The following is a 13,924-nucleotide window of genomic DNA, read 5'->3' as shown; positions in this document are numbered from 1 at the left end:
TCACCCCGTTGTGCAGGCGATAGCCCACAGCACTTTATGGTACATTTTTGCGCTCCAGCCAGACAGTTGCGTGTTAAATAATAATAAGTAAATGATTAATATATGAAAAATGGATTTACTGGCAGGCCGGCTGTTGCAGTCTCCCTTGCACGGCTGACCCCTGGCGGCCAGTGGATCAGCAGATTAATGACGCGATTCATGCCAGCCTTTATCTTCCTGCTGGCGGGATGTGGAACCCTGTCGCAAACCTCCGCCCCGGTGGGCGACCGCGTTTATCTGACACACGCCACCTTTCATGAAAATGTCGACGACATCGTGCAGCATTACATGCAACAGAAGCAGGTTCCCGGCATCAGTATTGCGGTCATTCATCGCAGTGGGCCGACACGCTATTACGCTTTTGGCGTCACCGATCGTGTGCATCGCTATCCGATCACGCCCGATACCCTGTTTGCGCTGGGATCGCTGAGTAAAGGCGTGACGGCAGAAGTGATTATCCAGCTGGTTGATCAGGGTAAGCTGCGCTGGAGCGATACACTGGCCGATCTTCTGCCGGAAGGCGTTCGCCTCAGCGCTGACGCGCAGCGCATCACGCTGCTGCAGCTGGTGACGCACACCTCGGGTCTGCCGCGACAGGATATGGATCTGACGATGCTGCAGCAGTTCGTACGTTATCTGGACACCGGCGAGAACTTCTATGGCAATCTTGATAGCGACAAGCTGCTGAGTTATCTGGCGGACTTCTCTGCACCTGCGGTACGCATGCCACACTACTCCAACCTCGGCTATGCGCTGCTCGGTTATATCCTGCGCACGCGTTTTCATCAGGACATTCAGACGCTGGCGTCGCAACTTATCTTCACACCGTTAAAGATGAACCAAAGCAGTTTTGTACCGGAAACGCTGACGGGCTATCCATTGCGTGCGCTGGGCCATGCAGGTGATCAGCCAAAATTAATCCGCCGCGGCACGCTGACGCCTGACTGGCATTTTCACGGCAACATGGTGGCCGCGGCCAGTCTCTACAGTAACGCGCGCGATCTGAGTGCTTATTTGCGCGCACATCTCAGCGCTACCGGTGATGCTGCGCGGGACCGGGCTTTCGCGGCGGTAGATCAGGCGTGGTATCAGCAGGGCGCGCAGGTGCAGAATATCGCCTGGGTAACCGACACTTTCGAAGAGCAGCAGATTACCTATCAGGTGGGCTATATCGGCGGCTATGCCAGTTTTATCGGCTACGATAAACGTAACGGCAATGCGATTGTGGTGTTGCAGAACGGCTTTAACTGGAGTAACTATTTAGGCATTGCGTTGTTGGTCGATCTGGCAACTCAGGATAAAGTGGTCGGACAGTGATCCGCTACCTGGCCTGTGTGCAGTAAAGTGAATAGCGCTGTTTTTCCTTACACATAGCGTCAGTGCGCCGGAACTGAAGTGCGATAAACATTGTCTTTAGCCTGACTGTCAAAATTCAACGTGGAAATCATTATGCGCAGGACTCAACGTGTACTTTTATCAATGGGATTACTGGTTGGCTCGCTGAGCCTGATCCCCGCTGTACAAGCCGCTGGCGAAGCAACGGATACCGTTCCGCCACCGCCGCAGATTCAGCCTGCTAATCCGGATGCGCAGCCCGCTACGCCTGATACGGGCAGCGTTCAGCCGGATGCCGGTGGCGCGCAAAGCCAGGCACCGACCAGCTCACAATCTAATGATGGTATTACGCCGACCACGCCGGCACCTTCCAATGGCGCGCACCCTAATTACGACCTCAGCACCATCATCATCGACTACAAACAGTACCAAATCGGTGACACAGTGCCAGAGAAGTACACCGATAAAACGTACACCATCAATGAGTGGCAAAAGCGTAATCTGCCTGCTCCGCAGGAAAATACCCACTGGGCCTATATCAACGCCAACTACATTCTTATTACCAATGACACCGGCAAAATCGTCATGGGTAAATCGGGCGATATCTTCTTCCGCGGTTAAAATAAGCGCGGTTAAAATAAGCGGTAAAAATCAGCCGGTCGTGATGACCGGCTTTTTTTAGCTGAAACGCTCAGCACCAAAGCTTGCCAGCATCGGATGCTTTTCACCGCTTACAATCTCCTCCGCCAGTAATTCACCGACAATCAGCGCCAGGGTTGCGCCCGAATGCGTGAACGCCACATAACAGCCCGGCACCTTCTGCAGTTGCCCCAGCACCGGATCGCCATCGCCTGGAATCGGCTTCAGGCCAATTTTCCAGCTCTGGACGCTGAGCGGCTCGTCACCCCGTAACAGCTGACTCGCTTCCTCGGCCAGCTTTGCTACAACCTGCTTATCAATATGGTAACCGCCTCCGGCCAGCTTCTGGATATCAGCCTCGTACCAGTCGTGATCCAGGGCGTAACGGTTGCCGGGGTTTGGCCGGATGGCGGCGCGAGGCGTGTTCAGCACCGCCTTGAGTTCATGTTTGCCCGGCTCAGTGATCACCAGCATGGAGACGGGCGATCCGTTGGGAATCGTCACGCCCAGTGGCGCAATCACATCCGGTGTCCAGGGCCCGCAGGCGACCACCACCGCATCTGCCCGCAGTTCGCCCAGCTCACTGCGAATGCCGCAGGCCCGGCCCTGATCGGTGATCACACTGGCTTTACCGGCGTGTTCAATCACTTCACCACCCCGCGCCCGGAACTGATTCACCAGATACTCTGACAGGTGCGGCAGGCTGACCCAGCCTTCACCGGGGTTAAATATCGCCTGCGACGGCAGCGCGTCAGGATCGATCGTCGCATCCGCCTGCGCCACGTTATCAGGTGTCATGAGTTGTGAGTCGTAGCCGTGTGCTTTCTCATAGGCGTGCCGCGCCTGCGTTCCGGCTGCATCATTGCTGAACCAGCAGACCCCACCATCAAAACGCAGCCAGTCGAGGGTAGGTTGTTGAGCAAACAGGGTGCGATAGCGATCAATGCCCGCCATGCGCAGCGCGTGATAGGGGCGGGAGCGTTCGCCCGCCGAGTTGAGCCAGGAGAGTGAACGTCCCGATGCGCCAGAACAGAGCGCGGCTTCGGTCACCAGCGTCACCGCCGCTCCCCGTTTTGTTAGCTCCAGCGCCGTCGAGACACCTATTACGCCACCGCCCAGTACAACTACTTTCATTTCAGTTTTTACCGCCATTATGAGGTTCCTTGCTCAGTTACAGCACTTCAGAGAGAAAACGTTGCAGTCGCGGCGACTGTGGCGTATCAAAAATGGCGCCCGGCGGCCCGGCTTCAACAATCTCGCCTTCGTCCATAAACACCACCTGATCCGCCACTTTGCGCGCAAAGCCCATTTCATGTGTCACCACAACCATCGTCATGCCGCGACGACAGAGATCCGCCATCAGCGTCAGGACACCCTTCACCAGTTCGGGATCGAGCGCGGAGGTCGCCTCATCAAACAGCATGACCTCGGGATCCATCGCCAGCGCGCGGGCAATCGCGACACGCTGCTGCTGGCCGCCGGAGAGATCGCGTGGCCGGTGATCGGCGCGCTGACCCAGACCCACTTCTTCCAGCCGCTGACGCGCAATCGCCATCGCCTGCGCTTTGGGCAGGCCTTTAACCCGCCACGGTGCCAGCGCCACGTTCTCCAGCGCGCTGTGATCGGGGAAGAGATTGAAATGCTGAAACACCATGCCGATCCGTAACCGCAGCGCATCTGGCTTGTCGCGCAACACTGACCGATTAGCCAGAAGTACATCCCCCGATTGCGGTTCATGCAGCCGGTTGATGCCGCGCAGCAACGTCGACTTACCCGAACCGGATGGCCCGATAATGCAAGTGGTACTGCCGGGCGCGACCCGCAGCGAGACGTTACGCAACACCTCAATCGGGCCATAAGCCAGAGTCAGATCGCGCAGCTCCAGGCTGGCACCGTGCCAGCTCGCGGCAGTGGTGCTGTTCAGGTTATTCATGGTTGCCTCCGATCCGGGGATGAGTGACCAGTGCGCCGCCGGGCGCTCTGACTTCCTCCACCTCTTTTAAGCCACTTTGCGGGGCAGTCAGGCGACGTCGGCCGGTGCGATAACGCACATCGACATAGTTGACCATGTGCGTCAGCGGCACAGTGATAATCAGATAGAACAGCCCTGCCAGCATCAGGGGCGAGAGGTTGCCGGTGAGCACCGCCGCGTCCTGGCCCACGCGAAACAGTTCCCGTTGCTGGGTCATGAGGCCCAGCAGGTAAACCAGCGAGGAATCTTTAATGATGGCGATGAACTGGTTAACGATGGCGGGCAGTACGCGGCGGATCCCCTGCGGGATCACCACCAGTCGCATTGCCCGGCCATAACTCATCCCCAGCGCACGGCAGGCTTCCATCTGGCCGCGTTCAACACTCTGAATACCGGCGCGGAAAATCTCGCCCATGTAGGCGCTGGCGATCAGGCTGAGGGCGAAGATCCCCAGCGGATAGGGCGTAGGACCGAACAGCTGATAGCTGAAGCGCGCCAGGCCCTGACCAATCAGCAGAATGGTCAGAATCGATGGCAGACCGCGGAACAGATCGGTATAGAGCCGGGCAGGCAGACGCAGCCAGCGTGAGGGCGAGATGCCCATCAGCGCCAGCAGAAGGCCGAATAGCGTGCCGAGCAGCGTTGCCGCCAGCGAGATAATCACCGTGTTGACCAGCCCGGTGGTCAGCATCTGCGGCAGTACTTCCATCATTGATGGAAAATCAAAGAAGGTGCGGGAAAGAATCGTGAGCAAGTCCATCGCCGTCTCCATGCAGGGTGGGGGATCCCCCGGTTAACTCAGGACGCGAACGTCCGCATCTTTACTGCCCGCCAGGCAGATACTGTTTTGGCATCGGCGATCCGGGGAACCACTTCTGATAGAGCCGTTGCCAGGTGCCATCCTGCATGGCTGCTTTAATGGCGCGGTCCAGCGCGGCCTTGAAGGCGGGTTTGCCTTTGGCAATGGCAATGCCGGCCGGTGCATCAAACGAGGGGATGTCGGCGGCAGAGACCAGCTTAAAGCGGTCGGCGTAGCTTTTTGCCGCCTCGTAGTCGAGGAAGATCGCGTCGAGCGTACCGTTGTTGAGCGCAGAGACTGCGCTGTTGTTATCCGGGAAGCGTACGAGATCGGTCTGGGTGAAGTGTTCGACGGCATAGCTCTCCTGCAGCGTGCCCTGAACCACCCCGAGCCGGTGTTTTGCCAGGCTGGCGACATTCTTCACGCCGCTGTCGTGGCGGGTCAGCACGGTGAGAAATCCCGCCAGATAGCCGGTTGAAAAATCCACCGTCTTTTCACGCGCAGGGGTGATGCCGATGGCCGCCACCGCCGCGTCATACTGACCGTTGGCCACCGCTGGCATGATGGCCGAGAAGTCCTGTCCAATAAAATCGACCTTATCGATCCCGATACGATGGGCGACATCTTTGAAGAATTCGACATCAAAGCCGGTGAACTGACCGCTGGCATCCGTGAAAGTGTAAGGTTTTGAGTCGCCGACGCTGGCGATGCGTAGCTGACCCGGTTCGATCAGCCCATAGGGATTGTTATCGCTGGCAGCCAGCGTACAGAACGACAGTGAACAGAGTGCGAGCGTGGTGCCGAGCAGTTTGCCCAGGGTGGTTTGCGATTTCATAGCTCATCCGTTTTTGCAGGTTTAAACATCAGAGACTGTTGAGCCAGCGGTTATAATTGAGACCGGTCTCAACACAGGTGGCACCTTAAGACACTGATGTTGTGAGACCGGTCTCAAGGGGTTACAATGAGTTTAAGCACAGCCTTTTTTCGGCGTCAATATTCCTGTCATCAACCTGTGATTCAAAATAATTATGACCAGCCAGAAACGACAATCTAAAGCGCCTACCGTGGCGGATGTGGCGCGCGCAGCAAAAGTATCCAAAGCCCAGGCGGCGCGTGCGCTGGGTGGCTATGGGGCGGTCAGTGATGAGGTGCAGGAGCGGGTCAACAGCGCGGCCTCCGCGCTCGGCTACCGTCTGAATGCCCTGGCCCGCAGTATGAACACCGGACGTTCCAATACCATTGGTGTGATTGTCGGCGACATTGAGAATCCCCATTTCGGTCTTGCGCTGCGCGGTATGGCGGATGTGGCGCGCACTGCCGGTTACCATCTGCTGCTCAGTAACAGCGATGAGAAGTTGCAGGCTGAGCAGGATGCGGTGCGGGTGATGCTGGAAAAGCGGGTCGACGGCATCATCGTTGCGCCCTGCTGTTCAGAACACCATCACAACAGTCACCTGACTCAGGTACTGGAAGAGGGCAGAGCGCTGAAATTATTTGATCGCGCAGTGACTGACCTTGATGTGGAGGCGATCTGCTGCGAATTTACCGAAGTGGCTGCAGAAGCAACCTCGCAGTTACTGGAAGCGGGCCATCGCCACATCGCTTATATCACCAGCATGGCACTGGCAACCGACTACAGCACGCCAGGGGATTTTGGCCTGACGCCGGTCGCCCAGCGCGTGGGCGGCATGATGCAGGCATTTGTTGCCGCGGGCATGGAATTTGATCCGACGATGGTGAAAGTGAATGCGCTGGACGAAGCGGAGATTGCCCGTATCGTGGCCGAGCTGTGGCAGCGTCCGCAGCCGCCCACTGCGCTGGTGGCTTCTGACAGCGTGGTGGCGATGTGGCTGCTGCGCGAAGTGACGCAGCGCGGACTGCGAATCCCTGCTGATCTCTCATTCGTGATGTATGACAATTTTCCGTGGAGTGAGATTGTCACGCCACCGCTGACGGTGGTAGCGCAACCGGTGTATGAGATGGGCCGTGAAGCGGCACGACGCCTGATCGCGGAGATACGCGGCGAAGCCGTCGGACCGATGCCGCGCTTTGATGCCCGTCTGATGATTCGCCAGTCCATTGCCGCACCGGCCAGCCTCATTAGTGCGGAATGATGCGGTTAACCCGGCCAGCCCGGTAACCGGTATATCGCCTGGCTGATGCGTTCGCAGGCAATGGTTCTATCATTTTCGCCAGTTTTGGTCCTTTTTAATCAATTATGATCGTGGCAATCTGCAGAGATAATCTGTAGCCAGGAGACAACATGCCACAACATACCAATCAGTTCGGACAGCCGGTCGGTGAGCCAATGCCAGACTGGCAGCCCCGACCTCTGCCCCAGCATCAGGTTTTTACTGGCGAAGTTTGTCGGCTGGAGCCGTTCAGTGTGGCGCGTCATGCTGAGGCACTGTTTGAGGCATGGGCGCTGGCTGAAGATGGGCGTGACTGGACTTACCTGCCTGCCGGTCCCTTTACCGAACGTCCGGCATGGCAGGCGTATGCCGCACAGCTTGAAATGAGTCGTGATCCGCTGCATTTTGCCGTGATCGATCTGGCCACCGACCAGGCAGTAGGCAGCCTGTCGTTAATGCGCATCCAGCCGGAACATGGCGTGATGGAAGTCGGGCATGTCATGTTTTCGGCCCGGCTGAAACAGACCCGCATGGCAACGGAGGCGCATTTCCTGCTGATGCGTTACGCCTTTGAGACGCTGGGTTATCGCCGCTATGAATGGAAATGCGATAGCTGTAATGCCCCTTCCCGTAAGGCAGCGGCACGTCTCGGTTTTCGTTATGAAGGCGATTTCCGTCAGGCAATCATCTACAAAGGGCGTTCACGTGACACCAGCTGGTTCTCGCTTATCGATAGCGAATGGCCGCAGGTGAAAAAGGGCCTGCAGCGCTGGCTGGCGGAGGATAACTTTACCGCCGAAGGTCAGCAGCGCGAAAAGCTGGAGGCGCTGCGCGACAGACCCTGACCGGGTGATAACGCGATCACATTACAATATCTTTCAGTACCGCCGCCAGCAGGGTGGTGGTCATGAGAATTGATAATCGTTTGATCCAGCGCATATCGGTGGTCAGGGTAACAACGTCATTTCTGAGGCTGTCCACAGCTGAAGTTAATCGGAAATTCATTTCACTGAGAGCGACATCCAGCTTATCCACCTTGGCTTCTAACTGATTAAAACGGATGGCCAGTTTGTCCGTTTTTCTTTCAACATGGCCAAGCCGCTCGTCTATCTGATGTACTTTTGTTGTGAGCTGACCAAGCTGCCCATCTATGTGATCGACTTTGGTTGTAAGCTGGCCGAGCCGGTTGTCTATTTGATCAACTTTTATTGAAAGCTGGCTGACCCGGTTGTCTATTTGATCAACTTTTATTGAAAGCTGGCTGACCCGGCTGTCTGTCTGGTCGACTTTCAATGTAAGATTGCCGAGTCGATCATCCATCAGGTCGACTTTGGTCGTAAGGTGACTGACCCGATCGTTTGTCTCGTCGACCCTGGTCGTAAGATGGCTGACCAGATCGTTTGTTTCGTCGATTTTAGTCGTAAGGTGGCTGACTCGATCGTTTGTTTCGTCGATTTTGGTTGTAAGGTGGCTAACCCGATCGTTTGTTTCGTCGACTTTGGTCGTAAGGTGACTGACCCGATCATTTGTTTCGTCGACTTTTGTTGTAAGGTGTCTGACCCGATCGTTTGTTTCGTCGACGTTGGTCCTGAGCTGACTGACCCGATCGTCTGTCTGGTCGGCTTTTGCCTGAAGCTGGCCGAGCCGAATGTCTATATGGTTGGCTTTGGTCTGAATCTGACCGAGTTGCTTTCCAACCTGTCCGCCTGGCTGCCTCTGCTGCATATCAGTAAACACCTCCACCATCGCCTCCGCTTGCTGATCGTCGATCCCTGCCTGTTGCAGCGCTTTAAAGGCTTTGTGGGTACTCATCATTGTGCTTGTCATCACGACACCTCCCTGTGCACTTCAGCGATAACGGCATCATGACAGGCAAAAGACGTATCGCCACTAAGCCGGTTATATTTTGCGCGCCTCGCCGAAAAATATCAATTAGTACAACAAGTAACGTGCAACAGAGTGCGGGCTGTCTCGCAACATTTAGCTGATGGCAGGATGAGGCGACTCTGCGGAAATCCGCAGAGTCGGAAAGAAAAAAGCGGGCGTCAGGGCTGTGGCACGATTTTAATTTCAACCATGCCGATGCCCAGTTTGCGCGGATCCTGACCGGTGATATTGCCGGTGTTACTCAGCTGCGGTTCAGGTGGTGCAATCACCAGACGATGGCTGGCGCCTGGGTTATCAAAATGCAGGGTATGTGTCGATATCTCTTCACTCAGTGACAGCAGTTGCTGCTGATCGCCGACCCGCACCGGAATCGCCCGGTGCGCGTTGGGGCCATACGCACGCGCGGTGATCACCAGATCGAACTTCGCGGGCAGCGCATCGATATAGTCGATATGAACCTCGGGCGCGAGATTAGCGTTAGACCAGCGTCCCCAGCTCTCTGGCCGTGAGATGCCGCTGAAGCTTTTAACACTCTCCGGTGCGCCAGGCACGTCAAGCCTGAAGCTATCGGCGCTGTAACGAATGTTGTTATCTTCAATACGGATCTGCGCGAGGTTCTGCTGGTAACGCGCATCGCTGATAGCGCTCTCGGGGAAACGGACTTTGCCTTTCCACTGCGGTTTGTCGACATGCGTCACCGACGGCGTGCCGCCGAGCTGTCCCATCGCCACACAGAGATCGCCGGAGAGTGCCAGCGAAGGCTGCCAGAGTCGCGCCATTTTAAAACAGCGATCCACCCAGAGGAATTTATCGGCTGAGGCGAAATCCGCCAGCTGATAGCGCAGCGGTGCCGAATATTCCCCCTCCGGCATCGGCTCAACGTGCTTATCACTGATGCGGAACAGAATCGGCAATTTGAAGGTGGTTCCCGAGAAGCTGAAGATATTCTTCGCCTGATCCACCGTGAAGTTGTCTATCTTCTTCGGGAAGTTCCACAGCTGGATAATGTCGGGCTTCCAACTCGTCACCTTACTCTTCATATCGTCGAACTGGGTGGAGAGTGAAAGCGATGAGAGGCTGCTGCGGCCCAGGCCAATCGCGTTATCGCCGCCGAGAATATCGAGCAGCGTGGCGCCGTTATCCAGCGTGCTGCGCTTCGCCTCCATCAATTCCGCCTGCGGCTTGTCACCACGGATCACCATGAAAAGATTGCGACGGGGCTGTTTGACCAGCCACGGATGCGCAGTGTTGTTCATCGCCAGATGATCCGAGCTCACCACAATCACGGTGTTTTTGAACCACGGCGACGCTTTAATGCGCGCAATCAGGCGCGCCACATGCTCCTGCGAGCAGGCGACCGCACTGAATGACTGATTCGGTTTGCCCTCAATGCTGTAGCTCCTGCGATCGCAGCTGCGTGAGATAAATCCGTCAGGATGATGGGTGTCGACGGTCAGCATAAACAGCGCAAAAGGTTTACCGGCCTGAGAGAGTTCCTGATACTTCTCAAACACCTCATCCATTACCGTATCGTCGTAATAACCCCAGTTATTACGGTAGGTGGGATCGGCGACGCGGCTTTTCAGCTCCTGCGAACCATAAAGGTTAGCGGGATCAAAACCGTGTGATTTCAGGAAGACATCTTTCCCGGCGAAACGCAGATCGGCACCCTGAATAAACCAGTTCTGGTAGCCGGAGTTTTTCAGGATGTCGCCCAGACAGACGTTCTGAGGATAGAAGCTGGAGAGCGATGCTGACGCATTGCCATCAAATGGGGCAAACAGCGGAATGCCACACTGTGAGGCGACCATGCCCGCAATGGTGTAATCGGTACCTGGCAGCTGTTCGGTTTCGCTGAAGTCGATGCTCTGCTCTTTCTGCCGGCTCAGCTCCGGCGCTAAGCCGGGAAAGGCGATAGGGTCAAAATAGGTGCGCTCTAAGCTTTCACCATAGATGTAAACCACGTTGAGGTGCGGCTGTTCAATGCGATTACGCGGCACTTTATAGAAGTTGTCGAAGTCAGAATCTGCCAGTTGGGTATGCGACACAATCAGGGTCGCGACCTGGCGAAAGGCCGGGGTGGTCTGCACCGAGCCGAGTGCACAGGCGGCGGCCAGCAGCGACCAGCCCATGTGATGCGGACGCTTACGCCGCCGCAGAATCCACGACAGCAGGCAGAACAGCAGAAACAGCACGATGATCAGCCCAATCGCCGGCACCACATATTTACTGACGCCCGCGCCGGTCAGGCTATTGGTCAGGGTATAAAGCACCGCATCGTTGATGCCGTCACCGGTAAAATAGTTGCTGGCATAGAGGGTGGCGTTCAGCACAACGAAAAGCACCAGCAGAATAAGAACGACAATAAACCAGAATTTGTTACGCCCGGCTTTACAGGAATAGATTGCAATAGCGGCCAGAAACAACGCGACGGACACCAATTCGGACAACGGCAAATCCTCTCTTCAGGGCTACGCGAGGCTTCACGCAACCGGCCACCTTCGGGGGATGGTTTTTCGACAATCTATATTGGCTGTAATCCGGCTGCAACATATCCGGCCCGATTTGTGCGGTGAAGAGCAGATTGGTTTATTGTCATTTCAGAAGTGAGGTTATCAGGCGTGACGGTGGCTGGCGCGCACCGTCAGCAGAGCAGAAGTCAGGGCGATTTTCAGAGTTTGCCGGTGAGATATTGTGCTTCGCCGTCGGCAAAACTCCAGTCACCTTTGTCGTTTGTGATAAAGCTGATCATTAAATCGTTGCCCTGCACACCACAATGCTCACGCAGCTCACGCGCCAGCTCGGCCATGAACAGCTGTTTCTGTTCACTGCTGCGTGGGCTGGTATAGACCCGCACCATCACCAGATTATCGCTCCGGCTGAATCCCAGTCCGGTATCCTGGAACACCATCTGATAGCGCTTGTTTTCCTGAACAATCTGGTAGCGATCGCGTTCCGGCACCTTAAAGGCCGTGAGCACGGCGCGGTGTGCCGCATCCAGCAGTGTACGAAGCTCTGATTCTGAACGACCCTGGATAACATCAAATTGCAGCAGTGGCATAGCGAACTCCTCCCGGTGATTAAGAACCCTATGGTGACCCCTTTATCCGGCGGGAAAAAGCGCGTAGCCTGAAATGATTATTCACTATAGTGAACAATCGTGATGAAAGAGATGAAAACGGATACGCTGTGGGATCATCTGCACTGGCTGACCGTACTGGCAGAGCAGGGCAGTTTTACCCGCGCGGCAGAGCGGCTCGACGTCAGCAAGGCGGCGATGAGTCAGAAAATTAAAGAGCTGGAGGAGATGGCCGGTGTGTTGCTGGTACAACGCACTACGCGCAGCGTGCGGCTGACCTCTGCCGGTGAGAAGCTGGTGGAGGAGCTACGCGAGCCTTTTGCCCGCATTGAACAGAGTTTTTTCAGCGTGCGGGACATCGCCGGACCGGTGCGTGGCCTGGTGCGCATTACCGCACCGGTGGCGTTTGCCCGTCAGCAACTGGTGCCGATTATCGGTGAATTTCTGCGTGATTATCCGCAGGTGCGTCTGCAACTGGATGTGACTGACCGCATTGTGTCGCTGAGCAGCGAGGGATTTGATCTGGCCATTCGACACAGCGACACCCTGCCGGAAACCCACGTGGCACTGCCACTGTGTGACACGCGGACATTACTGGTGGCATCACCCGCCTATCTCAACGAACAGGGGATACCGCAGTCGCCGCAGGATCTGGCGCAGCATAACTGCCTTTACTATCCACGAGGCGTCGAATCACCGCGCTGGCGGTTTACCACCACCGCGGATAACGAGCAGGTCCAGATACGGATCCAGGGCAGCTTTGCCACTAACAACAGCGAGTCGATACGCGATGCGGCCCTGCAGGGATTAGGGATCGCGATGCTGCCCGATTTCAGCGCCCGGGAGGCGCTGGCAGCAGGGTCATTGCAGCAGGTGCTGCCTGCGTGGCAGCCGGTTGAGGCCTTTGCCGCTCGCCTGTGGATCGTACGACCCTGGGCGGCGCAGGTGCCCCGCGCGGTCACCACGTTTACACACTGGCTACGCGCGCGCTTTGACCGTTGATGGCAATGCCAGCGCAGGTGGCGTGGTGTTCATCATCTCGCCAATCAGGCTGCTGCGGTTATATAAACCAAGCCGCAGATTAAAGTCGAGATGCAGCCGCTCGTTGCCGGTTAATTTTATAATGGGTGGCGGCGTCTGTGGCCGCTGCTGAAACATCACTGACTGCGCAAAGGCGCTGCTGCTGTCGGCATGCAGGCGCTGATAGAACCAGGCGCTGGCTTCACTTTTACGCAGATAGAGATTAGCCCGCCGGTATTCCCGCATCGCAACCTGCTGCGCCAGCGACAGGAGCTGACGAGACGGATTCTCCATATTCTGCACAATCAGCGGAAAATCATCACGCTTCTTCAGCTCATGGAAATAGTTGCGGATACCGACGTTTTTAACCGGTGCCAGCTGTTTCAGCCATTCGCGGATAAACGGATTTTGCGGGGCGGCAGCAAGAAACCAGCTCTCGGTGACCGGCGCAAGCAGATTCAGCGTTGATTGCTCGTTATAGTAACCAATGAGATCCATTGACCGCGCTTCGTGAACGCGATGCACCCAGGCGAGATTCTCAAACAGCAATGTGCTGCAATCAATGCCGATGCCGCCATAACGGTGAATCAGCTCAAGCCGGATGATTTCACTTTTATGTGCCAGCGTCAGATCGGAAGAGATAAAGTTGAGATCGGGCAGCCAGTGCGACAGGGTGCGCTGCGTAATCAGATAAACCTGGTGGTCGGGGTTGTCCCGCCGGATTTTACTGATATTCAGCGCCATTGAGGCAGGCAGGTGATCGTTATGCCAGACCATCCAGACGATTTTTGGAATCTCCGGCAGATCTTTCTGCTGCGCGATCAATACGACATTATCTTCCTGACCCGGATCATATTCCGGTGCCCGACAGAGTTTCTGCTGTTTTCTATTCCATAACATCTGGCTACTGAACGATATTCTTTTCCAGTTACGCCAGATTTTATGCGCTGGACGTTGGCGATGTGAAGTCATGGTACACCTGTTATTTTTATTTTCCCGTCATAGTGCAGGCTCTGCCCGTT

The 13,924-nt window shown here is 56.1% G+C and carries 13 protein-coding genes; 5 read left to right on the top strand and 8 right to left on the bottom strand.

The features are described 5' to 3' along the window. The first annotated feature begins 102 nt into the window (after positions 1 to 102). Positions 103 to 1,356, top strand: coding sequence for a serine hydrolase domain-containing protein (locus AFL22_RS07805; protein WP_052271140.1), 1,254 nt, complete (start codon positions 103 to 105; stop codon positions 1,354 to 1,356). Between the two features lie 132 nt (positions 1,357 to 1,488). Next, on the top strand, positions 1,489 to 1,995 hold the full coding sequence (locus tag AFL22_RS07800; RefSeq protein WP_033759783.1) for an RcnB family protein: 507 nt from the start codon (positions 1,489 to 1,491) through the stop codon (positions 1,993 to 1,995). 57 nt (positions 1,996 to 2,052) lie between these two features. On the opposite strand, the gene AFL22_RS07795 is transcribed toward AFL22_RS07800, so the two are convergent. The 4 genes from AFL22_RS07795 to AFL22_RS07780 all read right to left on the bottom strand — a co-directional run bounded on the left by AFL22_RS07795 (position 2,053) and on the right by AFL22_RS07780 (position 5,619). Further along, positions 2,053 to 3,165, bottom strand: coding sequence for an FAD-binding oxidoreductase (locus tag AFL22_RS07795; protein WP_052271139.1), 1,113 nt, complete (start codon positions 3,163 to 3,165; stop codon positions 2,053 to 2,055). Between the two features lie 19 nt (positions 3,166 to 3,184). Then, complete coding sequence (locus tag AFL22_RS07790) at positions 3,185 to 3,946, bottom strand: amino acid ABC transporter ATP-binding protein (RefSeq protein WP_052271138.1); 762 nt, start codon at positions 3,944 to 3,946, stop codon at positions 3,185 to 3,187. Next, positions 3,939 to 4,745, bottom strand: coding sequence for an amino acid ABC transporter permease (locus tag AFL22_RS07785; RefSeq protein WP_010671730.1), 807 nt, complete (start codon positions 4,743 to 4,745; stop codon positions 3,939 to 3,941). Before AFL22_RS07785 ends, AFL22_RS07790 begins: the two co-directional genes overlap by 8 nt. Before the next feature lie 61 nt (positions 4,746 to 4,806). After that, positions 4,807 to 5,619, bottom strand: a complete 813-nt coding sequence (locus AFL22_RS07780) for an ABC transporter substrate-binding protein (RefSeq protein WP_022625355.1) — start codon at positions 5,617 to 5,619, stop codon at positions 4,807 to 4,809. 193 nt (positions 5,620 to 5,812) lie between these two features. Here AFL22_RS07780 and AFL22_RS07775 point away from each other — a divergent pair, with 193 nt between their 5' ends. Further along, positions 5,813 to 6,898, top strand: a complete 1,086-nt coding sequence (locus AFL22_RS07775) for a LacI family DNA-binding transcriptional regulator (protein WP_052271137.1) — start codon at positions 5,813 to 5,815, stop codon at positions 6,896 to 6,898. Positions 6,899 to 7,047: 149 nt separating this feature from the next. After that, positions 7,048 to 7,761 carry a GNAT family protein gene (locus AFL22_RS07770; protein WP_052271136.1) on the top strand — a complete coding sequence of 238 codons (714 nt, stop codon included), beginning with the start codon at positions 7,048 to 7,050 and terminating at the stop codon, positions 7,759 to 7,761. 16 nt (positions 7,762 to 7,777) lie between these two features. Here AFL22_RS07770 and AFL22_RS24240 read toward each other — a convergent pair whose 3' ends face one another. From AFL22_RS24240 to AFL22_RS07755, 3 genes are all read right to left on the bottom strand, one after another. Next, positions 7,778 to 8,743: a tropomyosin gene (locus AFL22_RS24240; protein WP_052271135.1), complete on the bottom strand. Its 966-nt coding sequence runs from the start codon at positions 8,741 to 8,743 to the stop codon at positions 7,778 to 7,780. Positions 8,744 to 8,961: 218 nt separating this feature from the next. Further along, positions 8,962 to 11,253, bottom strand: a complete 2,292-nt coding sequence (gene opgB, locus AFL22_RS07760; RefSeq protein ID WP_052271134.1) for a phosphatidylglycerol--membrane-oligosaccharide glycerophosphotransferase — start codon at positions 11,251 to 11,253, stop codon at positions 8,962 to 8,964. 221 nt (positions 11,254 to 11,474) lie between these two features. Beyond that, positions 11,475 to 11,864: a tautomerase family protein gene (locus tag AFL22_RS07755; protein ID WP_010251498.1), complete on the bottom strand. Its 390-nt coding sequence runs from the start codon at positions 11,862 to 11,864 to the stop codon at positions 11,475 to 11,477. A gap of 102 nt (positions 11,865 to 11,966) precedes the next feature. Between AFL22_RS07755 and AFL22_RS07750 the strand changes: the two genes are divergently transcribed. Next, entirely contained in the window at positions 11,967 to 12,884 is a 918-nt protein-coding gene (locus tag AFL22_RS07750; RefSeq protein ID WP_010251496.1) for a LysR family transcriptional regulator, read from the top strand. Here AFL22_RS07750 and AFL22_RS07745 read toward each other — a convergent pair. Beyond that, positions 12,861 to 13,874, bottom strand: coding sequence for a capsular polysaccharide synthesis protein (locus AFL22_RS07745; protein WP_052271133.1), 1,014 nt, complete (start codon positions 13,872 to 13,874; stop codon positions 12,861 to 12,863). The two genes, AFL22_RS07750 and AFL22_RS07745, sit on opposite strands and share 24 nt — an antisense overlap. Between the last annotated feature and the right edge of the window lie 50 nt (positions 13,875 to 13,924).

The sequence above is a fragment of the Pantoea sp. CFSAN033090 genome, from assembly GCF_001264395.1.
Classification (GTDB): Bacteria; Pseudomonadota; Gammaproteobacteria; order Enterobacterales; family Enterobacteriaceae; genus Pantoea; species Pantoea agglomerans.
Note: the sequence above shows the minus strand (reverse complement) of the source record. Positions and strands in the feature narration are given on the sequence as shown.

Coding starts and splice junctions, on each gene's coding strand:
- AFL22_RS07805 (WP_052271140.1), top strand. CDS start 103: ATGAAAAATGGATTTACTGGCAGGCCGGCTGTTGCAGTCTCCCTTGCA.
- AFL22_RS07800 (WP_033759783.1), top strand. CDS start 1,489: ATGCGCAGGACTCAACGTGTACTTTTATCAATGGGATTACTGGTTGGC.
- AFL22_RS07795 (WP_052271139.1), bottom strand. CDS start 3,165: ATGGCGGTAAAAACTGAAATGAAAGTAGTTGTACTGGGCGGTGGCGTA.
- AFL22_RS07790 (WP_052271138.1), bottom strand. CDS start 3,946: ATGAATAACCTGAACAGCACCACTGCCGCGAGCTGGCACGGTGCCAGC.
- AFL22_RS07785 (WP_010671730.1), bottom strand. CDS start 4,745: ATGGACTTGCTCACGATTCTTTCCCGCACCTTCTTTGATTTTCCATCA.
- AFL22_RS07780 (WP_022625355.1), bottom strand. CDS start 5,619: ATGAAATCGCAAACCACCCTGGGCAAACTGCTCGGCACCACGCTCGCA.
- AFL22_RS07775 (WP_052271137.1), top strand. CDS start 5,813: ATGACCAGCCAGAAACGACAATCTAAAGCGCCTACCGTGGCGGATGTG.
- AFL22_RS07770 (WP_052271136.1), top strand. CDS start 7,048: ATGCCACAACATACCAATCAGTTCGGACAGCCGGTCGGTGAGCCAATG.
- AFL22_RS24240 (WP_052271135.1), bottom strand. CDS start 8,743: ATGACAAGCACAATGATGAGTACCCACAAAGCCTTTAAAGCGCTGCAA.
- AFL22_RS07755 (WP_010251498.1), bottom strand. CDS start 11,864: ATGCCACTGCTGCAATTTGATGTTATCCAGGGTCGTTCAGAATCAGAG.
- AFL22_RS07750 (WP_010251496.1), top strand. CDS start 11,967: ATGAAAGAGATGAAAACGGATACGCTGTGGGATCATCTGCACTGGCTG.
- AFL22_RS07745 (WP_052271133.1), bottom strand. CDS start 13,874: ATGACTTCACATCGCCAACGTCCAGCGCATAAAATCTGGCGTAACTGG.